Annotated in this window: 24 protein-coding genes; 4 read left to right on the forward strand and 20 right to left on the reverse strand. The window is 36.6% G+C overall.

Annotated elements, in window-relative coordinates:
- Positions 1–30 precede the first annotated feature (30 nt).
- On the forward strand, positions 31–2,736 hold the full coding sequence (mgtA, locus tag ACQKNR_RS03370; RefSeq protein ID WP_427315358.1) for a magnesium-translocating P-type ATPase: 2,706 nt from the start codon (positions 31–33) through the stop codon (positions 2,734–2,736).
- Positions 2,737–2,810: 74 nt separating this feature from the next.
- Positions 2,811–3,512 carry an MgtC/SapB family protein gene (locus tag ACQKNR_RS03375; protein WP_427315360.1) on the forward strand — a complete coding sequence of 234 codons (702 nt, stop codon included), beginning with the start codon at positions 2,811–2,813 and terminating at the stop codon, positions 3,510–3,512.
- A gap of 41 nt (positions 3,513–3,553) precedes the next feature.
- Here the strand turns inward: ACQKNR_RS03375 and ACQKNR_RS03380 are convergent, their stop codons facing one another.
- Entirely contained in the window at positions 3,554–4,792 is a 1,239-nt protein-coding gene (locus tag ACQKNR_RS03380; protein WP_427315361.1) for a DNA polymerase IV, read from the reverse strand.
- A gap of 142 nt (positions 4,793–4,934) precedes the next feature.
- On the opposite strand from ACQKNR_RS03380, the gene ACQKNR_RS03385 reads away from it, so the two are divergent.
- Positions 4,935–5,135, forward strand: coding sequence for a hypothetical protein (locus ACQKNR_RS03385; protein ID WP_427315363.1), 201 nt, complete (start codon positions 4,935–4,937; stop codon positions 5,133–5,135).
- A 46-nt stretch (positions 5,136–5,181) separates the two neighbouring features.
- On the opposite strand, the gene ACQKNR_RS03390 is transcribed toward ACQKNR_RS03385, so the two are convergent.
- A complete protein-coding gene (locus tag ACQKNR_RS03390; RefSeq protein WP_427315365.1) occupies positions 5,182–6,300 on the reverse strand; it encodes a tripeptidase T in 1,119 nt (372 codons plus the stop codon).
- 127 nt (positions 6,301–6,427) lie between these two features.
- Entirely contained in the window at positions 6,428–6,973 is a 546-nt protein-coding gene (locus ACQKNR_RS03395; protein ID WP_427315367.1) for a GNAT family N-acetyltransferase, read from the reverse strand.
- Positions 6,974–7,162: 189 nt separating this feature from the next.
- Here ACQKNR_RS03395 and prli42 point away from each other — a divergent pair, with 189 nt between their 5' ends.
- A complete protein-coding gene (gene prli42 / locus ACQKNR_RS03400) occupies positions 7,163–7,255 on the forward strand; it encodes a stressosome-associated protein Prli42 (protein WP_000549037.1) in 93 nt (30 codons plus the stop codon).
- A gap of 72 nt (positions 7,256–7,327) precedes the next feature.
- On the opposite strand, the gene ACQKNR_RS03405 is transcribed toward prli42, so the two are convergent.
- The 17 genes from ACQKNR_RS03405 to ACQKNR_RS03485 all read right to left on the reverse strand — a co-directional run bounded on the left by ACQKNR_RS03405 (position 7,328) and on the right by ACQKNR_RS03485 (position 22,896).
- Positions 7,328–7,567, reverse strand: coding sequence for a DUF3894 domain-containing protein (locus ACQKNR_RS03405; RefSeq protein ID WP_427315369.1), 240 nt, complete (start codon positions 7,565–7,567; stop codon positions 7,328–7,330).
- Between the two features lie 234 nt (positions 7,568–7,801).
- Positions 7,802–8,347 (reverse strand): L,D-transpeptidase, encoded by a 546-nt coding sequence (locus tag ACQKNR_RS03410; protein ID WP_427315371.1) that lies wholly within the window; start codon positions 8,345–8,347, stop codon positions 7,802–7,804.
- Positions 8,348–8,363: 16 nt separating this feature from the next.
- Entirely contained in the window at positions 8,364–9,332 is a 969-nt protein-coding gene (locus tag ACQKNR_RS03415) for an aromatic acid exporter family protein (RefSeq protein WP_427315373.1), read from the reverse strand.
- A 100-nt stretch (positions 9,333–9,432) separates the two neighbouring features.
- Entirely contained in the window at positions 9,433–10,155 is a 723-nt protein-coding gene (locus tag ACQKNR_RS03420; protein ID WP_427315375.1) for an amino acid ABC transporter ATP-binding protein, read from the reverse strand.
- Positions 10,148–10,807 (reverse strand): amino acid ABC transporter permease, encoded by a 660-nt coding sequence (locus tag ACQKNR_RS03425; RefSeq protein WP_427315377.1) that lies wholly within the window; start codon positions 10,805–10,807, stop codon positions 10,148–10,150. The genes ACQKNR_RS03420 and ACQKNR_RS03425 overlap by 8 nt, the downstream gene beginning before the upstream one ends.
- A gap of 36 nt (positions 10,808–10,843) precedes the next feature.
- On the reverse strand, positions 10,844–11,623 hold the full coding sequence (locus ACQKNR_RS03430) for a transporter substrate-binding domain-containing protein (protein WP_427315379.1): 780 nt from the start codon (positions 11,621–11,623) through the stop codon (positions 10,844–10,846).
- 249 nt (positions 11,624–11,872) lie between these two features.
- On the reverse strand, positions 11,873–12,286 hold the full coding sequence (locus tag ACQKNR_RS03435) for a BrxA/BrxB family bacilliredoxin (protein WP_001979317.1): 414 nt from the start codon (positions 12,284–12,286) through the stop codon (positions 11,873–11,875).
- 142 nt (positions 12,287–12,428) lie between these two features.
- Positions 12,429–12,836, reverse strand: coding sequence for a YjdF family protein (locus ACQKNR_RS03440; RefSeq protein WP_427315381.1), 408 nt, complete (start codon positions 12,834–12,836; stop codon positions 12,429–12,431).
- A gap of 122 nt (positions 12,837–12,958) precedes the next feature.
- Positions 12,959–13,423, reverse strand: a complete 465-nt coding sequence (locus tag ACQKNR_RS03445; RefSeq protein ID WP_427315383.1) for an NUDIX hydrolase — start codon at positions 13,421–13,423, stop codon at positions 12,959–12,961.
- 70 nt (positions 13,424–13,493) lie between these two features.
- Positions 13,494–14,198, reverse strand: a complete 705-nt coding sequence (locus ACQKNR_RS03450) for a DUF421 domain-containing protein (RefSeq protein WP_427315385.1) — start codon at positions 14,196–14,198, stop codon at positions 13,494–13,496.
- 106 nt (positions 14,199–14,304) lie between these two features.
- On the reverse strand, positions 14,305–15,483 hold the full coding sequence (locus ACQKNR_RS03455) for an FtsW/RodA/SpoVE family cell cycle protein (RefSeq protein ID WP_025150083.1): 1,179 nt from the start codon (positions 15,481–15,483) through the stop codon (positions 14,305–14,307).
- Between the two features lie 340 nt (positions 15,484–15,823).
- Positions 15,824–17,137 (reverse strand): dihydrolipoamide acetyltransferase family protein, encoded by a 1,314-nt coding sequence (locus tag ACQKNR_RS03460; RefSeq protein WP_427315387.1) that lies wholly within the window; start codon positions 17,135–17,137, stop codon positions 15,824–15,826.
- Between the two features lie 15 nt (positions 17,138–17,152).
- Positions 17,153–18,136: a 3-methyl-2-oxobutanoate dehydrogenase subunit beta gene (bfmBAB, locus tag ACQKNR_RS03465; RefSeq protein WP_000290076.1), complete on the reverse strand. Its 984-nt coding sequence runs from the start codon at positions 18,134–18,136 to the stop codon at positions 17,153–17,155.
- 13 nt (positions 18,137–18,149) lie between these two features.
- On the reverse strand, positions 18,150–19,151 hold the full coding sequence (bfmBAA, locus tag ACQKNR_RS03470; protein WP_427315389.1) for a 3-methyl-2-oxobutanoate dehydrogenase subunit alpha: 1,002 nt from the start codon (positions 19,149–19,151) through the stop codon (positions 18,150–18,152).
- Positions 19,152–19,178: 27 nt separating this feature from the next.
- Positions 19,179–20,600 (reverse strand): dihydrolipoyl dehydrogenase, encoded by a 1,422-nt coding sequence (lpdA, locus tag ACQKNR_RS03475; RefSeq protein WP_002173392.1) that lies wholly within the window; start codon positions 20,598–20,600, stop codon positions 19,179–19,181.
- 4 nt (positions 20,601–20,604) lie between these two features.
- A complete protein-coding gene (gene buk, locus ACQKNR_RS03480; protein ID WP_002173393.1) occupies positions 20,605–21,708 on the reverse strand; it encodes a butyrate kinase in 1,104 nt (367 codons plus the stop codon).
- Between the two features lie 87 nt (positions 21,709–21,795).
- A complete protein-coding gene (locus ACQKNR_RS03485) occupies positions 21,796–22,896 on the reverse strand; it encodes a leucine dehydrogenase (RefSeq protein ID WP_002173394.1) in 1,101 nt (366 codons plus the stop codon).
- Positions 22,897–22,926 lie beyond the last annotated feature (30 nt).

Genomic DNA, 22,926 nt, shown 5'->3' on the forward strand with positions numbered 1-22,926 from the left:
TCCTCCTTCATGACAAAGGAGGAACTACCGATGTTAAATTTACAAAGACAAGAAACAAAGCATGCTTATGATCAAAATAGCATGAAAACAAATAACAAATTATTAGTGGAAATTGCAACACAAGATGTAAACTCTGCGTTAAAAATTCTAGAAACAACACAAGATGGACTCTCTAAACAAGAAGCGACTCGTAGACTTTCTTTATACGGTCCGAACGAAATTGCTCATAATAAAACATCGCCATGGTATATTCAACTTTTGCTGGCATTTAAAAATCCATTTATTTTTGTTTTATTGGCACTTGGAGCACTCTCTTTTTTCACAGATGATATACAAGGAACTCTTGTCGTATCTGTAATGGTACTACTAAGTGCAACGATTCGTTTTTCCCAAGAATTTCGTTCTCAAAAAGCGGCAGATAAGTTAAAAGCTATGGTTCGAACAACTGCAAGCGTCTTTAGAATAAACGGGTTTATACATGAAACAAAAAACGTGACAAATTTAAATCGAAACCTTACAACAGAAATTCCAATTGAAGAGCTTGTACCTGGAGATATCATCTCACTTTCAGCCGGTGATATCGTTCCGGCTGATGTGCGTATCTTATCCGCTAAAGATTTATTTGTAAATCAATCTTCTTTAACAGGAGAAGCACTTCCAGTAGAAAAATACGAAAACTGCTACCATACAGAAAATAAACATATATTACCGAAAAGCATGAAAAATAATTACAATCCGCTTGATATGGAAAACCTTTGCTTCATGGGAACAAATATTGTTAGCGGTAGTGCAAAAGCTGTAGTCGTCTCAACTAGTACAGACACTTATTTCGGTTCTTTAGCAAAGAAAGTAATTGGCAAACGTGCAGAAACAAGCTTTGATAAAGGAGTAAACAAAGTAAGTTGGCTCTTAATTACGTTCATGCTTATTATGGCGCCTATCGTCCTTCTCATTAATGGTTTCACAAAAGGTGATTGGCAAGAAGCTTTCTTCTTCGCTATTGCTGTTGCAGTGGGTCTTACACCTGAAATGTTACCAATGATTGTAACTGCTAATTTAGCAAAAGGTGCCGTTAACATGTCTAAACAAAAAGTAATTGTAAAGCAGCTAAACTCTATTCAAAATCTAGGGGCTATGAACATTCTTTGTACTGATAAAACAGGTACATTGACAGAAGATAAAGTGGTGCTTGTTCGCCATTTAGACCCTAATGGGAATGAATGTAATCGCGTATTACAATTTGCATATTTAAATAGCTTCTATCAAACTGGATTGAAAAATTTAATAGATAAAGCTGTTATTGAGCATACAGAGGAAAATCATAAATTCGACCCTTCAATGTTTCAAAAACTAGATGAGATTCCATTTGATTTTGCTCGCCGTCGTATGTCCGTCATCGTCAAAGACATTTCAGGTGAACATACAATGGTTTGTAAAGGGGCGGTAGAAGAAATTTTATCCATTTGTAACTACACTGAAATGGATGGGCAAGTTATTCCACTTACCGAGGAAATGCGCTCAAATGTTAAACAACTAAGTGAGACATTGAATAGTGAAGGTATGCGTGTCATTGCTGTAGCCTACAAGAAGCATAACAAGCCAAATCATAAAGCTTATACAGTACAAGATGAATCGGTTATGGTTCTTGCTGGATATATCGGATTTTTAGATCCGCCTAAACTATCTACAGCTTCTGCCATTCAAGCATTACAGAAACATGGTGTACAAGTGAAGATATTAACTGGCGATAATGAAATTGTTACAAGAAAGGTTTGTAAAGAAGTTGGATTGAATATTGGTGAACCAATCCTCGGTTACGAGATCGATTCTTTACCTGATAAAGCATTAGCAAAGCTGGCAGAAGAAACGACCGTATTTGCGAAGCTCAATCCAATGCAAAAATCCCGCATTATACGTGTATTACAAGGAAACGGTCATACTGTAGGTTATATGGGAGATGGCATTAACGATGCCGTAGCATTACGTGAAGCTGATGTTGGTATATCTGTTGACACCGCTACTGATATCGCAAAAGAGTCTTCCGATATTATTTTACTTGAAAAAAGTTTAACTATATTAGAAGCCGGTATTTTAGAAGGACGTACTACGTTCGGAAATATTTTAAAATATATCAAAATGACAGCTAGCTCTAACTTCGGAAATGTATTTAGTGTATTAGTAGCAAGTGCGTTCATTCCATTTTTACCGATGCTTGCTATACATTTATTAATCCAGAACTTGCTTTATGATATTTCACAACTATCCATTCCATGGGACAAAATGGATAAAGAGTTTTTAGAAAAACCAAGAAAATGGGATACGGCAAACTTACGGAACTTCATTATTTGCATCGGTCCAATTAGTTCCATATTTGATATTATCACATATGTAGTCATGTGGAATGTCTTTGGCGCAAATACACCTAGCGAACAATCACTATTCCAGTCTGGTTGGTTTGTCGTTGGATTGCTAACGCAAACTTTAATTGTTCACATGATAAGAACACAGAAGATTCCGTTTATTCAAAGTACTGCATCAACACCGGTTATTTTATTAACCGCCTGTATTATGGCAATCGGAATCTATATTCCATTCTCGCCACTTGGCGCAGCAGTTGGTTTACAAGCATTACCACTTAGCTACTTCCCTTGGTTAGTAGGAATTTTACTCGGATATGCGATATTAACACAATTCCTGAAAAAACTATATATCAAAAAGTTTCATAGTTGGTTATAAAAATGAGAATGAGTGGGCACTCCCCACTCATTCTTACAAAACATAACATGTACTAATGTATGGAGGTGACCATGATGGTATGGTATGACATCGTATTAAGATTATTTATAGCAGTCATTGTAGGTGCTTGCATCGGAATGGAACGACAATGGAGACACCGGATGGCCGGGCTACGGACAAATGCTCTCGTATCACTTGGTGCCTGTATATTTGTTTTATTATCCGTCATGCTTGATCATGATGCTAGTCCATCACGCATTGCTGCTCAAGTTGTTAGTGGTATTGGCTTTTTAGGGGGCGGTGTGATTATCCGCGACGGTTTTAGTATTAGGGGCCTAAATACTGCGGCTACTTTATGGTGTGCAGCTGCTGTTGGCACTCTCACAGGCGCTGGTTTCCTCGTTGCAGCTATGTTAGGTGCAGCCGGCGTTTTACTAGCAAATATACTACTTCGCCCCATCGCTCTCTTTATGAACAATAAATCAAAAGAAGACTTACCTGAACAAACGAACTACTTACTTTCTCTTACTTGTTCAGAAGAAAATGAAGCACATATTCGTTTTTTACTCATGCACATGGTAAGTTCCGAAGGCATCGGTTTAAAAGAATTGTACAGTGAAGACGTTGATTCTAACCAAAAAGTATGTATACAAGCCACATTACATTGTAATACCCATGCAGCTGTTTTAATTGAAAAAATAGTAAGTAGAATGCTATTAGAATCTGGTGTTACTGCTGCCGGTTGGAAAACTTCATTAGATTTAGAGGCGAGTTAATAATGAAAGGTGTCATGATATATACTACTTCATGACACCTTCTACATAAACTTATTTTCTAATTTTTGCTGAAACGATTTTTCTTGTTTACGTAATAACTGGCTACCGCGTTGTAAGAGTGGTGTTCCATACTTATCATTAATTTGATCAATGACAGCAAGTAGCGGTTCTTTTTTCGCATCTTCTTCAAATGAAAACAAATCTAATTGTTTCACCGATTCTGTCTTCCACTCTATTTCAGTAGCTGTAATACCTAGTAAACGAACAGAATCACCATCCCAATGTTGCTTCCATAAGCGGGATGCTGCCTGAAAAATATCTCGTTCTTCCCAAATCGCATTTTTCAATTGCTTACTCCGCGTTACTGTCCGCCTATCATGGTATTTAATCATAATTTGAATATTATAGCTGACAAGAGTTCGCTTTTGTAATCTTTTACTCACTGATTTTGATAGACGTTCTAACATATCAAGTAATTCTTTCTCTTCATCCATATCCTTTGGAAAAGTCGTCGAATTGCCAACACTTTTATGCTGTCCCATTTGATTCGGATCCACTTCCCTATCATCCATACCTTTTGCACGCCTTTGTAAATCAACACCGTGCTTTCCAATTTTGGCGCGGATGATATGCTCGTCTCCTTTTGCCAGCTGTTCAATTGTATGAATATGAATGTCGTTTAGTTTTTCAGCTGTTTTCTCTCCAATTCCATGCATGGCTGCAACTGGTCGTGGCCAAATGACCTCTGGGATATCACGTTTTCTAAGCACTGTAATACCAAGTGGCTTCTTCATATCTGAAGCAGTCTTTGCTAAGAAAAGGTTTGGAGCGATTCCAATACTACATGGAAGTTGTAACTCTGTTAATAACGCCTGCTGAATCATCTTTGCTATTTCAAGAGGCGAACCGAGTGCGTAGCACCCTGTAATATCTAAATACCCTTCATCTATAGAAACTGGTTGTATCTTTTCTGTAAAACGGGAAAGAATTTGAAACATTTGAAATGAGGCTTCGCGATATAATGTAAAATTAGGACGCCTTACAACTAATTGTGGGCATAACCTTTTCGCTTCCCAAAGAGGCATCGTCGTGCGTATTCCATATTCTCTCGCCTCATAACTACATGTTATAATAATCCCTTTTCTCTCTTTTTCATTTCCTGCAACCGCCAGTGGCTTTCCTTGTAACGACGGGTCATGAGAAATTTCAACAGATGCGAAAAAGCAATTCATATCTACATGTAAAATAACACGACCATTTTTCGGATACATTTCTCGCATAGTACTCATCTCCTCCAAAGAACATCCGTTCCTTCATTATATCAAATTCATGTACAATATAATAATTACTTATTCTTTTTATTCTTATTTTTGCTATGCTTAATACGAAGGATGAATATTAATGTAAAAGGAGTGACTTATTATGAAATCAAATAGTAAACTCAACTATACCTTTCTCATTATTATATTAATCATCTTAATTAATTACTTACTACTTCCGATTTTTAATATTAATACAGCCGGACTCCTCCCTCGTTTACTAGGTATCGTAACAACTTATATACTGCCATGGATTTTCTTATACTGGCTTATCCGCCTTGTGAAAGCAATTGAAACAAAATAAAAAAGACGTGTAAACCATAGTTGGTTTACACGTCTTTTTTATTTTATTACTTCGCTACTTCTTCAATAATCGCAACCACTAATTCTGCTGTTTTTGCTAATTCTTCAACAGGAATCTTCTCGTTTGTTGTATGAATCTCTTCATAACCAACCGCTAAGTTAACTGTTGGGATACCGTGTCCTGCAATTACGTTTGCATCACTTCCACCACCACTTTGGTGAAGAGAAGGTGTACGGCCAATTTTTTCAGCTGCACGTTTTGCAACTTCTACAACGTGGTCGCCATCAGCAAATTTAAAACCTGGGTACATAACGTTTACTTCAACGTCTGCTTGACCGCCCATTTCTTTTGCAGTTGTTTCAAATGCTTCTTTCATTTTCGCAACTTGTGCTTCCATTTTCTCATTGATTAAAGAACGAGCTTCTGCAAAAATTTGTACATGATCGCAAACGATATTTGTTTGTGTACCACCTTCAAAACGTCCAATATTTGCAGTCGTTTCAGAATCAATACGACCAAGTGGCATCTTCGCAATTGCTTTCGCTGCGATAGTAATTGCAGATATACCTTTTTCTGGTGCTACACCAGCGTGAGCTGTTTTTCCGCGAATAATTGCATTCACTTTCGCTTGTGTTGGAGCTGCAACAACGATTTCACCAACTTTTCCATCGCTATCTAATGCGTAACCATATTTCGCTGTAATACGCTCACGATCTAGCGCTTTTGCACCAACAAGACCAGATTCTTCTCCAACTGTAATAATAAATTCAATTTTACCATGAGGAATGTTTTTCTCTTTTAAAACACGAATTGCTTCGAACATTGATGCTAATCCTGCTTTATCATCCGCCCCTAAAATTGTAGTACCATCTGATACGATATATCCATCTTTAATAGAAGGCTTAATTCCATTACCAGGAACTACTGTATCCATATGAGAAGTAAAGTAAATTGTATCAACATCATCTTTTGTTGCTGGTAAAGTACAAATTAAGTTACCTGCACCATGACCAGTTACAGCCATTGTGTCATCTTCAAATACTTCTACACCTAAAGCTGTAAATTTCTCTGTTAATACTTTGCAAATTTCTGCTTCAAATTTCGTTTCAGAATCTACTTGTACTAATTCCATAAATTCATTTACTAAACGTTCTTGATTAATCATAAGACTGCGCCTCCTGCACTACCATTATGTATGTAACACTACTAATTATAACAGAATTTCGCAAAAGTTTCGAAATACAAGACAAAAAACAGATGGTTTATATGTCTAGATAACCATCTGCTTTCTATTACTCATTTAACAATACCCAGCGCATATGATCTTCCCATACTCCATTTACCATTAACATCTTCCTAGATACGCCCTCATATTGGAAGCCTATCTTCGTCACTACTTGTATAGATGCTAAATTACGCGGCATAATCGGCGCTTCTATACGATGTAAATGAAATTCCTCAAAAGCAACTTGAATTGCTTTTCTAAGCGCTTCTGTCGTGTAACCTTTATTTAACTCTTCCATATCTAATTTATAACTAAGTACACAAGATTGATAAATACCACGAACGATTAAATTAAATGAAATACAACCAATTATTTTCGTATCATCACCCTTTTTAAAAATCCATAGCCTGATGATCTTACCTTCTGCAAACTCTTTTCTATCCTTTTGTAACCTTTTCTTTTGATAATCTAATGTGAAAAAACCCTCCGGTCTATACTCTTCCCAAGCTTTTAAAAATTCACGATTTCTGTCGTAGTATTGAAGAATTTTTTCAGCATACGACTCATCAATTTCCCTTAAATATAAACGATCTGTTTCATATATTTTCATCATCGTATCTCCATTCTTCAGCTTGCATAACAAAAAAATTAACAATCCATCTTTTAATATATTCTCTACGCATACCCAAATTTCCTGTTACATTTTGCACCCACTTCCCCAATTATGTCCTTTCTCTCCCCTTGTCCACAAATTCATTTCTCGTTACAATGAAATTGTACTGATTTGCAAGGAGGTATAACGATGCATAAAAAAGCTCAAAAAATTATGGTTTATGTAATGCTAATTTCTATGCTTGTAACAACATTACTTGCTGGAGCGAGTATGTTTTGGTAAAAAGGACGATGTACTCGTCCTTTTTTTACTTTTTAAACACAATAAAATAAACCATCTCGAAATCGAGATGGTTTATTTTATATAAAGTACAATTGCTACAATACTAAAGGAGAATGCCATTACAAGCGCTATTACAAAACTCATGTACTGTTTCTGCTGAAATGCCCCAATAACAAAAGTAAGATTAAGTAATGCCATCAATACAATCGCTACACTGTACGAACATATATTAAAAGTTGCCAATATGAATGTAATCACAAATAGAAAACCAATAAAAAACTGCATATACGAAATTTTTGGATTCAAGTACATATGAGCAACCCCTTTTTCTTTTTTATCCCGCTATTTGCGGGCAGTAAGACTCCCACCTCAAAATTCGGCTGGAGCAAAGAAGTTAGGTGGGAAATCAACTGCCCGTAAATGCCCGATTGGTTCAACTAATAATCAGTGGGGGATGAAACAAAACCCCCACTGATTAAAGTTTCACTTTATCTTTCTATATCTTCATTAACGCATGGTTATGTACACATGTCAAGACAACTTATTTTAAAAGACAAAGCCAACCTTTTCGTTGGCTTTGTCATATGCAATGGCGCCTTTTTCTTTTGCCAATTGCTGAAATGTTTTTTTCGATTTCACAATCCACACTTTCGTTCCAATTGGAATAAGATCAAATAAATATTCCACATCATTTTTCTTCATTCTTATACATCCTTGTGAAATATACTTTCCAATTGAGCTAGGTTGGTTTGTTCCATGTATTCCATATTTACTCCCATCAGTTCCTCGTGCATTAAATCCCATCCACCTTGATCCAAGTGGGTTTTTTGGCGACCCACCTGGAATATCCTTTGCAATATAATATGGATCCTTTGCTTTCATTACAATATCAAAAGTTCCTTCTGGTGTTAGTTCATTCGTTTTTCCCGTAGCAACTGGAAAAACCTTTTGAATCTTACCGTCATTAATATAAGCTAATTTATTCGTCGCTTTATTTACAATAATGAAAGGATCTCCGGCACGTGGATTATCGCCGAGAGGCCAAATTGGTGATAAGGAGAAGCATAATAATAAAGAGAGAAGATACGGCATATTTAATTCCTACCTTCTATATAAGTTCTTTTATATTATCCTTTCCCTTAAAACGACTTTTAATGAGTAAGTATTGCTCCATTTCATATACAAGTTGAACAAGCTTCGCACGTATCTCAAATTCTTCACGTGTGACTGGTAACGGCATTTCTCTAAATAATTCTCTCATTTCTTGAAGCTGCCTTAAGGAAATAACCCCAGTACTCTCTGGACTAATGGCATTCCCGATATTTTCAACAACATCCGCAATCATGTCAGCTTGTTCATATGTCCATGATAAAGAAGCTGCTAATGGTATCATCCGCTCTAAAATTTCGAATTGTTGCATGCGCATATTAAAATAACGATAGTAATAGTCATCTTCTCGCATAAATGCATTCTCAAGTTTCTTAAAGGATAAATCTCTTGCTTCATTTAGCATATTCTCGGTTTCGATGAGTTCTGCTCCGCTCCAACTACTTTCTCGGTTTCGTAAATATACAACCATTTCAAACAAAATCGTTTTAAAATTACTTTCTATTTTATCCCGATACTCTCTTAGCTTATTTTCACTACTTGGCATATACATGTTCACTAATAAAGCCACGCTAATCCCTGTCGTTAATATCGCAATTTCATTTCCAACTATAAGCCATGTAATTTGTTTCAATGAATATAGATGCATAACAATAACTGAACTCGTGACAATGCCTTCTTGAATTTTCAACATAACTGCAGTCGGAATAAATGTAAGTAATAATATGCTAATTGCAAGTGGTGTATAGCCAATCGTTTCAAAAATACAAAACGCAAATATCATTGATAATACACAAGCTAAAAAACGATGTAACGATACTTGAAGCGATTTACGCTTCGTATTTTGTACACATAATATAACTAAAATACCTGCTGAACTATAAAATTCTAATCCTAATAACTGAGCAATAAAAACCGCGGCACCTGTCCCTATTGCTGTTTTTACTGTACGGTATCCAATTTTAAACATATCATTGCTCCTATATGCATAAACGTATTTACAGTTAGTATAAAAAAAGGATGACATAATGTCACCCTTTTCTACTTATTATTCACTTAACCTTTACATATTACAATATCTTTTGTAAAAATTGTTGCGCACGTTCACTTTTCGGTGCTGCAAAAAATTCTGCTGGTGGACTGTCTTCTACAAGTTTTCCTCCATCTAAGAAAAGAACACGATCTGCCACCTCTTTTGCAAATCCCATTTCATGTGTAACAATCGCCATCGTCATTCCTGTCGTTACTAATGATTTCATAACCTCTAGCACTTCTTTCACCATCTCTGGATCTAGCGCTGATGTTGGTTCATCAAACAACATAACTTCCGGTTCCATTGCTAACGCTCTTGCAATTGCTACACGTTGCTTTTGTCCTCCCGAAAGGCGATTCGGATACGTATCTTTTTTATCTAATAACCCTACTTTTTCTAAAAGTTTCTCAGCTTTCTTTTCCGCTTCTTGCTTCGTTACTCCTTTCACATTGATAGGAGCATACGTAATATTTTCTAATACCGTCATATGAGGAAATAAGTGAAAATGCTGAAATACCATTCCGACATTTTCACGAACGTGCATTATATTCGTTTTCGGATTCGTTACTTCTTCCGTTCCAATCCAAATGTGACCATTTGTCGGCGCTTCTAACACATTCATACAGCGTAAAAATGTTGATTTTCCCGATCCAGACGGTCCGATAATTGCAACGACTTCTCCTTTTTCAATTGTTGTTGTAATGCCCTTTAATACTTCGTTTTTTCCGAATGATTTATGAAGGTTTTCAATTTTAATCACTTTTCTTCATTCTCCCTTCAATTGCCTTCCCGACTAATGTAAGAATAATGACTAACATATAATAGATCAGTCCAACAAATAGTAGTGGCTCAAGATATTTAAACGTTTCACCGCCTACAATGTAAGCACGGCGCATTAAATCGGTCGCACCTATAACTGTTACTACAGCTGATTCTTTCGTAAGCGTCGCAAACTCGTTTACAAGTGCTGGTAATATATTTTTTAAAGCTTGAGGGAAAATAATATTTCGCATCATTTTTCCATATGGAATCCCTAAAGCCATCGCTGCTTCGGTTTGTCCTTTATCAACTGCTTGAATACCCGCACGGATGACTTCTGACATGTATGCACCTGAATTCAAACTAAATGCTAGTACAGCGGCTAAAAAGGCTGGTATTTCATAACCAATTATTTGCGGGACACCGAAATAAATAATCATTAATTGCAATACAAGTGGTGTACCACGAAAAATCGATGTATAAATATCTGCTGCTATATTTAGCGCTCGTATTCTTGCAATTTTACAAAGTGCTAGTAACGTTCCTAAAATAAATCCTGCTAAAGCTGATACTGCTACAATTTTCAAAGTAACTTCTAGCCCTTTTAATATATACGGTATGGAAGGCGTAATCGCCGAAAAATCCAAGTTCATTCTTTTCATTCCCCTCACAGAAAAGTGAAAGGCAGCTTATTTTTCGCTGCCAAACCATTTCTTCACTAATTTATCCATTTCTCCATTTTCTTGCATTTTTTTAATTACTTTATTAAATTCAGCTGTTTTATCACTGTTTTTCGGAAGCGCAATTGCTGCTCCTACTTCTTCTGGTGCTTCTTTAATTTCAATTCCTTGTAAGTCTTTCATTTTCTCTAAATAATTTTTCGCTACTGTATCTTCTAAAATTGCTGCATCAAAACGACCCGCTTTAATTTCTTGTACGATTTCTGGTATACGGTCACGTCCTTCAGCTTTGAAATCGACTTGTTTTTTAAATTCTGCTGCCTTCTCTTCTTGAATAGACCCTGTTTGTACCCCTACTTTTTTCCCTTTTAAATCTTCTATTGATTTAATGTTAGAATCCTTTTTAGAAACAATCATGTTTTTAGCAACAAAATAAATATCTGTGAAATCAACATTGTTTTTACGCTCTGCAGTTGGCGTCATACCTGCCATTACAAAATCAACTTTTCCTGAGCTAAGAGATGCCAATAAGCCACCAAAATCCATATCTTTCACTTTCACTTCATAACCAAGTTCTTTCCCAATATATTTCGCAATATCAATGTCAAAGCCGATAATTTCATCACTCTTTGATGCTTCGACATATTCATAAGGTTTATAGTCTGCTGAAGTTCCCATTACGAGTACTTTCTTATTTCCTTTTGCTTCTTTTGATTCCCCATTACTACACGCACTGAACATACTTACAATTAAAATAAGTGCAAACGATATTGATACTAACTTCTTCATCTTTCTTCCCCCTAATAATGTATATTTAAAAGTTTAATAGAATATTTATTCGATGTTTGTATTGTATCAGTAGTTTTATTTTTATGCAATATATAAAATAAAAATAAATAAAATAACATTAAAACCCCCATTCTTTATGCATAAAATCATGTATAAAATAACATCCTCATGTATATTTCATCGTTTTGAATAATAAATAAAAAAGGCGGTACACCCACTTAATCGTGGGCGTACCGCCTCTTCACTTACTTATAGTTCTTCACAATTCTCTTCGAAATAAGATTGTAGTTTTGCAATAACTTGCATCGGTTCATGCCCTTCAATTTCATGGCGTTCTACCATCGTTACAATTTTTCCATCCTTTAATAAAGCAAATGATGGAGAAGAAGGTGGATATCCTTCAAAATATTCACGTGCTCTTGCTGTCGCTTCTTTATCTTGACCTGCAAACACCGTTACAAGATGGTTAGGACGTTTATCATAATGTACAGAATGTGCAGCGGCAGGACGAGCAATACCACCTGCACAACCACATACAGAGTTTACCATTACAAGTGTTGTTCCATTTCTTTTAAACGCTTCTTCTACTGCTTCCGGCGTCGTCAATTCTGTATATCCAGCAGAAACAATCTCTTCACGCGCTTGGCGGACAACATCATTCATAAAAAAGTTAAAATTAATCAATCTTTTCCCTCCTCTAAATCTACCTATTTGTATCTTACCAGTTAATGTTTACGAAATACAAGTAAGTTTACTTGTATTTAAGCATAGAAAAGGTGTTAGAGCAGGGCTCTAACACCTTTTCTTAATGACCACGATGTTTTTGCTTTGCTTTTTGTACTTTAATAAAACGTTTTCTCTGCTTTTCAGCTTCCCGTTTCTCTTTAGATTGCACTTTCTTTTCTTGTTTATGCAGTTCATAAGATAAACTAATTGCCTCTTGCGCCTTTGTAAAACGTTTTATATTTACCTCTTTTGCTGCTTGTCGTATGATACGCTTTGTATTTTTTGGACGTTGTTTTTCTTTAACTTCCACACCACATCTTGCACAGTGCTGAAAATATGCTAACAGTGGACCATTCACAAATATAAGCACTTCTTCGTCTGAAGGTTCCGTTCCAAAAATATACTTTGCTCCATACAACTTCCCTTTTTCTTTACATGTAATAATTCCTACAAAAAATTGACCATCGTGATATACTGTCAACTCCATTGACAGCCCCTCCTTAAAAAAAATTAGAAATACGGGACATCCCGGAGGGGAAGGTTACTGACATGAAATCATGCGTCTGGACTACCAACCAGAGCTGTGTTTTTGTATTTCTTTCACTATTATTATATCTTTTTTTCCATAATTTTCATATATTCCACAATCATTTTTTTATGCGATCCCACAATGTAGTCAGGTAGCTCTGTTACTGGGAAGAACTTAAGCTGAACCGCTTCTTCTTTATTCATAACAAAATTCCCTTCGTATTCATCGGTATAATAGGCTGTCGTTACGGATTGAAATTCATCACCGTTTGCTAATTTTGTAAAATAGTTCGCTCCAGAAAATACATTGATTAATTGCAGATTTTTCACTTCTATTCCTGTCTCTTCATATACTTCACGGTAAGCTGTTTCTTCTGGTGATTCACCAAGCTCCATTAGCCCGCCAGGCAGCCCCCATTTTCCATACGGCTCTGTTCGTTGCTGCAATAATACATCTCCTTTTTCATTTATAACGAGTACAACAGCACCAACTAAAATTAAAGGGCGATGACCAACTATTTTTCGTAATTCTTCTACATATCCCATCGTATCGCCTCCTTTTTCGTTGTCCACACTATTGTATCATATGTATGAAACGGCAAAATGCGTATATTTTTCATTTTTTTAACAAAATATTTATTTTATGTGATTCATCTACTGTAGCTAACATAATGGATTCGATTTCCGCACTCTTCTCTAAAAACTCTTTCGCCCACTCTTCTGTTTTTCCTAATAAAGCGAGAACGTCCTGCTGAATTCTTCCATCCTTCACTAAAATAAAAGCAACTGGAGACTTTTTCCCCGCCACTTTAAGATCAAGCCGAGAAGCGGCTTCATATTCTGGATACTGAAATATAGAAACAACACCACTCGCTTCCCATAATGCTAATTTAATCGTTTGAATATCGCTCACATTTCGCATGCGAAGTTCCGAAAATAAATATTCTACCGTAATTCTCGCTTTTTTCAAATTGCTAAAATCAATGGAACCATTGTGTATAAGAATAACTGGTGCAGGCTCTAAAAAACGTCTCCATCTATCCCATTTCAACATTAAAACAGAGCTTACAATATGTAATACAACTAGTATAAAAGTTGTAATCATTGAACCAAGTAATCCAACCTTTTCATCGGATAGTGCATTAGAAATATTCCCACCAAGCAATAACACTAATACAACATCTAAAAAGCGAAGTTGTGCAATGGACCTTTGTCCCATCAATTTCGCAACTAATATTAAAAATATGTATGCTATAACAGCTCGAATAACCCATTCAGCATTAGAAAGATGCCGTGATCCTTCAAAAATATGCATATGCATCACTTTGCACTCCTTACCCATCTCATACTGCTAGTCTGTTTTAGTTTGCAACGTTTATGAGCATATATGTAAAAAAGCTGGTTCGTTTAAAAACGAACCAGCTTTTTTACTTAACTGAAAACATATATTTTTTATACGTTTTCCGTACCGATAATATGAGACCCATCATAATCATATTCGAGAATAAGGAACTCCCCCCATATGATAAGAAAGGTAATGCGATACCTTTTACAGGCATTAATCCAACGATCATACCAATATTTTGGAATATTTGAACCGTTAGTATTCCTATTGATCCCGCACATAATAATGTACCAAATAAATTATCAGCAGAATAACCAATAATAATTGTTCGATAAAGTAGTAACAGGAACAAGAACACAACTAGTGCTGCTACTATAAATCCACCTTCTTCAGCGATTGTAGCGAAAATAAAGTCAGTGTGTTTCTCTGGAATATAGACGCTTCCTTCACCGAATCCTTTCCCTTCCATACCTCCACTACCTACAGCTAAAATCGATTGCTGCGTTTGATAGCCTTCATTTGCATTTTCAAATGGATTTAGCCAACCTATAATACGTGATTGTTGGTGAGGTTTTAGTAAAGTAACCAGTTTATTAAAGAAGAAGTCTGGGTATTTTACAAATATAAATATTAATGTAGACAATATTGTCACTGGAACTACTGTACATATCGCAATTAATTTCTTTTGAATTCCTGACATGAATAAAATACATGCGATAGCTGCGGCATATAAGAACACCATTCCTGTATCTGGCTGGCTATATACAACTGCCGTAGGAGGAATAGATACTAGCATAACCTTTCCTACTAATATTAGGTCTGTTTTAAATGTTCGAACCATATACTGTGCATTATGCTTTACCGCTAAATTTGCTACTAACATAACCAGTGCAATTTTGAAAAACTCCGACGGTTGAATAGATCCAATTACTGGAAATCTAAACCACCTTTTTGCTCCTAGTATCTCCGGTGTGAAGGTTGAAACCGGTAATATTTTTAGTAGAATAATTGACAAAAACGTTGCAATATACAATGGCCATGATAATTTTTGTAGCTGATCTGAATCAACACTTGCAACAAGAAGCAACATTACAATCCCAATTATGTAGTTAACCCCTTGTTTCAAAGCAAAATTTTCAGCTCCATATTGTCCGGTTTGCTGACTGCTATATATAGCAGTTATACTTATAACACAAAATGCAAACAAAATTAAAATTAATTTTACATCTAAACTTTTTAGAAACTCGGTACTTCTTTTCATGACATCCTCCTGAAACATTGTTACGGCAAAATAAAAAACCAGGAGTCAACACTCTTCATGTTTTGACGACTGATTACACATTATCTATAAAACACTTATATAGAATAACTCTCTTTTTCATACAATACAATATATTATACTACAGTTTCGTCAGTAAGATTTGCCAAAAAAATTATTCTTTTCTTATTTTATATCTATATACCATATATCAGCAATGTATTTTCGCAAATTCCTTATACATGATCATTCATTGTAAGATTAATGGGAAAAGGTTTGTGTATATTGTAGAATGTAAATGAAGAAATGAGATAATAAAAAGCTCGCATAAGCGAGCTTTTTATTAATATACAGATGTATTATTTTCTGACATGTTTTCTAAAATTTCTTTTACACGTCCTAAGAACTTACCACAGATTAAACCATCAAGTACACGGTGATCAAGTGATAAACATAGGTTAACCATATCACGAGCACCGAACATACCGTTATCCATAATTACTGGGCGTTTTACAATTGATTCAACTTGTAAAATAGCCGCTTGTGGATAATTAATAATACCCATAGATTGAACAGAACCGAATGATCCTGTGTTATTAATTGTAAATGTTCCGCCTTGCATTTCATCAGCTTTCAATGATTTCGTGCGTACTTTTCCTGCAAGTTCTGTAATTTCACGAGCGATACCTTTAATTGTTTTTTCGTCCGCTTGTTTAATTACTGGTACAAATAACTCTTCTTCTGTTGCAACAGCGATTGAAAGGTTAATATCTTTCTTCTGAACGATTTTATCGCCTGCCCACATAGAATTGATTTGAGGATACTCTTTTAACGCTTGTGCTACTGCTTTTACGAAGAAAGCAAAGAACGTTAAGTTAAAGCCTTCACGCTTTTTAAAATCACCTTTAATTGAGTTACGGTATGACACAAGGTTTGTCACATCTACTTCAATCATCATCCAAGCATGAGGTGCCTCGTGTTTACTACGTAACATATTTGCTGCAATCGCTTTACGCACACCTGTTACTGGAATCTCGATATCTCCAGGCATTGTCGGCACAGAAACTGGTTTTGCAGCTTCTACTTTTTGCGCTACCGGTGCTACTTTTGGTGCTTCTGGACGTGCTTCTACTACTGCTACGGCTTCCTCTTTTTTCGCACCTGCTTGCGGAATGTTTCCAGATTCCACTAGCTTTAAAATATCTTTACGAGTAATACGGCCATTTGCTCCCGTACCTTCTACTAAATCTAAATCAACATTATGCTCGCCCGCAAGTTTTAAAACCGCTGGTGAAAAACGTGGTTTTCCATCAGTTGGTTGTTTTACTTTCGGTGCTTTTTCAGATGTAGTTACTTCTGCTTTTTGTTCTTCTTTCGTTTTTTCCTCTACAGCTGTTGCTGCTACTTCATCTGCGCCTTCTACTTGAATAACACAAACAACTTCACCTACAGCTAACGTATCACCTTCACCAGCTATTAACTCTTTCACAATACCAGTGAAAGAAGATGGTACTTCTGCATTTACTTTATCAGTCATTACTTCTGCAAGCGGATCATACTTGTTTACGTGATCGCCAACATTAACGAGCCATTTACTAATTGTGCCCTCTGTAACGCTCTCCCCGAGCTGAGGCATTGTAATATTTTCTACAGCCATGTATAATCCCCCCGATTAAAATTCCGCAAGTTCACGCATTGCTTTTTCAACTTTATCTGGATTTACCATAAAGAATTTCTCCATTGTTGGTGCATATGGCATTGCTGGAACGTCTGGGCCTGCAAGACGTGCAATTGGTGCATCTAAATCAAACAGACAGTTTTCAGCGATAATTGCTGCCACTTCACTCATAATGCTTCCTTCTTTATTGTCTTCTGTTACAAGAAGAACTTTACCAGTTTTTGAAGCAGCTTCGATAATTGCTTCTTTATCTAATGGATATACAGTACGTAAATCAAGAATGTGTGCAGAGATGCCATCTTGCGCTAATTTCTCAGCTGCTTGAAGAGCAAAGTGGACACATAATCCGTACGTGATAACAGTAATGTCATCACCTTCACGTTTTACATCTGCTTTTCCGATTGGTAATACGTAATCATCTTCTGGCACTTCGCCTTTAATTAAGCGATATGCACGTTTATGTTCAAAGAATAATACTGGATCTTCATCACGAATTGCCGCTTTTAATAAGCCTTTTGCATCATATGGTGTAGAAGGGATAACAATTTTTAAACCTGGTTGGTTTGCAAACATCGCTTCTACAGATTGTGAATGATACAATGCACCGTGAACACCGCCACCAAATGGCGCACGCACTGTAATTGGACAAGTCCAATCGTTATTAGAACGATAACGAATTTTTGCTGCCTCAGAAACAATTTGGTTTACTGCTGGCATGATGAAATCAGCAAACTGCATTTCAGCAATTGGGCGCATACCATACATTGCAGCACCAATTGCTACACCAGCAATTGCAGATTCTGCAAGTGGTGTATCTAGCGCACGATCTTCACCAAATTGATCATACAATCCGTGTGTCGCTTTAAATACGCCACCTTTTTTACCAACATCTTCACCTAAAACGAATACTTTCTCATCGCGTTCCATTTCCTCGCGCATTGCTAATGTAATAGCATCAATATAAGACATTACAGCCATGAAACGTTCCCCCCTATTCTGCGTATACGTGCTTCAATGCATCTTCAGGTGCTGCATACGGAGCATTTTCTGCATATTCTGTTGCTTCGTTTACGATATGCATAATTTCATCTAACATTTGTTTCTCTGATTCCTCTGTTAACACACCAACTTCTTTTAAATAAGCAGCAAATGTTAAAATTGAATCATTTTTCTTCGCTTCTTCTACTTCTTCTTTATCACGATAAACACGATCATCATCGTCACTAGAATGTGCTGTTAAACGATATGATACTGTTTCAATTAAAGTTGGGCCTTCACCACGACGACCGCGATCTGCCGCTTCTTTTACTGCTTTATATACAGCAAGTGGATCGTTTCCGTCTACTGTATATCCAGGCATACCGTATCCAATTGCACGATCTGATACATTTTTACATGCTAATTGCTTTTCAACCGGAATAGAGATTGCGTATTTGTTATTTTCACACATGAAAATAACAGGTAGTTTGTGTACACCAGCAAAGTTTGCACCTTCATGGAAATCACCTTGGTTTGAAGAGCCTTCTCCGAATGTAACAAACGTTACTAAATCTTTCTTCTCCATTTTTCCAGCTAATGCAATACCAACTGCATGTGGTACTTGTGTTGTTACTGGAGATGAACCTGTAACAATACGATTTTTCTTTTGACCGAAGTGACCAGGCATTTGACGACCACCAGAGTTTGGATCTCCAGCTTTCGCGAAACCAGATAACATAAGCTCTTTAGCTGTCATACCAAATGCTAGTACAACACCCATATCACGGTAGTATGGTAATGCATAATCTTTCTCTCTATCAAGAGCGAACGCTGCTCCAACTTGTGCAGCCTCTTGTCCTTGACAAGAAATTACGAATGGAATTTTACCTGCACGGTTTAATAACCACATACGTTCGTCGATTTTACGTGCAAGTAACATCGTACGGTACATTTCTAATACTTGCTCATCATTTAAGCCAAGCTCTTCATGGCGCTTTTCTTTTACTTCTGCCATTTTTCATAACCTCCTAAATCCACATTTTTATGCGTGTAACGCTTTTCCATCTACAGCTAGTGCTGCTTCACCAATCGCTTCAGATAATGATGGATGCGGATGAATTGTATGTGCTACTTCCCAAGGTGTTGCATCAAGTACTCTTGCAAGACCAGCTTCAGAAATCATATCTGTTACATGTGGCCCGATCATATGAACACCAAGAATGTCATTTGTTTCTTCATCAACTACAAGTTTTACAAAACCATCTGATTCTCCGTATACAAGTGCCTTTCCGATTGCACGGAATGAGAACTTACCTACTTTTAACTTATAGCCTTTTTCTTTCGCTTCTTGTTCTGTTAAGCCGACAGAAGCAACTTCTGGACTGCTATATACGCATTTTGATACCATCGAATAATCAATTGGTGTAACTTCTTTCCCTGCAATATGTTCTACTGCAACAATTCCTTCATGAGAAGCAACGTGAGCAAGTTGCAAGCCACCGATTACATCTCCAATTGCGTAAATATGAGATTCTTTCGTTTGATAAAACTCATTTGTTTGAATGTATCCTTTTTCCACAACGATATCAGTATTCTCTAAACCAATGTTTTGCGTATTCGCTTGTCTTCCTACAGATACAAGCATTTTTTCTGCTTTAAATTCTTTATTCTCACCGTTATGTTCAGCTTGAATTGTTACTCCATTATCTTTTACCAATGTTTCTGGTAATACTTTTGCACCAGTTACCACTTTAATACCTTTTTTCTTGAATAGACGTTGCATTTCTTTTGAAACGTCATTGTCTTCTAGTGGTAATATAGTTTTCGCATACTCTAATACTGTAACTTCTACACCGAAGTCAGCAAGCATAGATGCCCACTCAATACCGATTACACCGCCACCCACGATGATGATTGAACTAGGAAGCGTTTCCATTTTTAGGGCATGATCTGAAGACATTACGTACTCTCCGTCTAACTCTAATCCTGGTAATGAATTTGGACGAGAACCTGTTGCAACAAGTACATTTTTTGGAATTAACATTTCATTTTCTTCTCCACTTGCAAGTTCAACTGAAATTGTCCCTGGCATCGGAGAGAAAATAGATGGACCAAGAATACGGCCAATACCTTCAAACACATCAATTTTACCTTGTTTCATTAAATGTTGAACGCCTTTATGAAGCTGCGTTACAATCTTCTCTTTACGCTCTTGTACTTTCGCAAAGTTTAGTTCTACATTACTTGCAATAACTCCGAACTCTTCGCTTTTTTTAGCAGTTGCGTATACTTCCGCACTACGTAAAAGAGCTTTACTAGGAATACATCCTTTGTGTAAACAAGTACCACCAAGATTTTCTTTTTCAACAAGTGCAGTTTTTAAACCTAGTTGTGATGCACGAATAGCAGCAACATATCCACCAGTACCGCCGCCAACGATGACTAAATCATATTCTTTTGCCATTATCTCAACCCCTAGCTACCGTTTCTTTTTCACGTACAACATATTCTTTTGGAGCTTCTTCTTCACGTAATACACGAAGTGCTCCTTCTGCTAATGCTTGTAATTCATCTTCTCCTGGATGTACGATAACATCTGCAATCCAATCTACTCGTTCTTTTATTTCATCGACAAGAATTTTACTGTATGCAAGTCCACCAGTTAATACGATTGCATCGATTTTCCCGTGAAGTACAGCGCTAGCTCCGCCAATCTCTTTTGCAACTTGATATGCCATTGCTTTATAAATAAGAGTTGCTTCAGGATCGCCTTTTTCAACCATTTGTTCTACTTTAATCGCATCATTTGTGCCGATTAGACTTACAAGTCCACCTTGTCCGACAAGCTTTTTAACCATTTCGTCACGATAATACTCGCCAGAGAAACACATTTCAACTAGTTGTCCTACTGGTACTGTACCAGCACGCTCTGGACTAAATGGCCCTTCTCCGTTTAAGCCATTATTAACATCAATAACTTTTCCTTTTTTATGAGCACCAACTGTAATGCCACCGCCCATATGTGTAACTAATAAATTTAGATCCTCGTATTTGTGGTTTAATTGTTCAGCCACTTTACGAGCAACCGCTTTTTGATTTAATGCATGGAAAATACTTTTACGTTCCATACCAGCAATACCGCTTATGCGAGCAATCGGCTCCATTTCATCTACAACAACAGGATCTACAATGAATGCCGGAATATTTAATCCAGAAGCAATTTCATATGCTAAAATGCCTCCAAGGTTTGAAGCGTGATGACCACTGAACCCATTTTTTAAATCTTCTAACATCGCATCGTTTACTGTATACGTTCCGCCTTCGATTGGACGAAGTAATCCACCACGCCCACAAACAGCGTTCAATTTTGAAATATTAATACCGTGAGAATGTAGAACTTCTAAAATCGTTTCTTTTCGAAACTCATATTGATCAATGATTCGCTTATATTTTCCAATCTGTTCTTCGTCATGACGAATTGTTTCTTCTAAAACGGGTCTTTCATTATCAAAAACACCAATTTTTGTGGATGTACTACCCGGATTAATAACAAGAATTCGATTTAAGGACAATGTTGCTACCTCCACTAATAAATTCAAAAGGAAGTGGAAACCTCATGAGAGGTGACCACACCTTTTGTAAAAGTTTTATATGAATGATTAGCGACGGCTAATAATGTCGTGACCGTTGCGTAAGTATGTGCTACGAGTGTTTTTCAAACTTGCAATGCGCTCTTCAGCTAGACGATCTGCTGCTACATAAGTTGCTACGCCATCGCGTTTTGAAATTTCGATTACTTTTGCAATTGTGTCATAAATAGACTCAACACGTTTTAGTGCACGTTCTCTATTGTATCCATATAATTCGTCTGCTACGTTAATTACGCCACCTGCATTAATAACATAGTCTGGTGCGTATACAATACCCATTTCATGAATGATGTCACCGTGACGATCTTCTTTTAATTGGTTATTTGCAGAACCTGCGATTACTTTTGCTTTAAGTTGTGGAATAGTTTCATCATTAACTGTTGCGCCTAATGCACATGGTGCATAAATATCACATTCAACACCATAAATTTCATTTGGCTCAACTGCTGATGCACCGAATTCTTCTACTGCACGTTGTACAGCTTCTTTATTAATATCTGTTACGATTAATTTTGCTCCTTCAGCGTGTAAATGTTTGCATAGGTGATATGCTACGTTACCAACGCCTTGAACAGCAATTACTTTTCCTTCTAGGTTATCTGTACCGAACGCTTCTTTTGCAGCTGCCTTCATACCACGGTAAACGCCGTATGCAGTTACTGGAGATGGGTTACCAGAAGAACCAAATGATGGTGAAATACCTGTTACAAAGTCAGTTTCTTCGTGAATAATATCCATATCATCTACAGTTGTGCCAACATCTTCAGCTGTAATGTAACGTCCGTTTAGTCCTTGAATGTAGCGTCCTAATGCACGGAACATTGCTTCGCTTTTATCTTTACGTGGATCACCGATAATTACTGTTTTCGCACCACCTAGGTTTAAACCAGCTGCTGCGTTTTTGTATGTCATCCCTTTTGCAAGACGCAATGCATCTTCAATCGCCGCTTCTTCAGAATCATATGTCCACATTCTTGTTCCACCAAGAGCTGGTCCAAGTGTTGTATCATGAATTGCAATAATTGCTTTTAAACCAGATTCTTTATCTTGACAAAATACCACTTGCTCATAATCATATTTTTCTAAGTATTCGAAGATTTCTAATGTCATTGTCGTTTCCCCCTAATGTTTTACCCTTTT

Origin of the sequence: Bacillus sp. NPDC094077, assembly GCF_050279465.1 — a bacterium.
In the GTDB taxonomy this organism is placed as follows: domain Bacteria; phylum Bacillota; class Bacilli; order Bacillales; family Bacillaceae_G; genus Bacillus_A.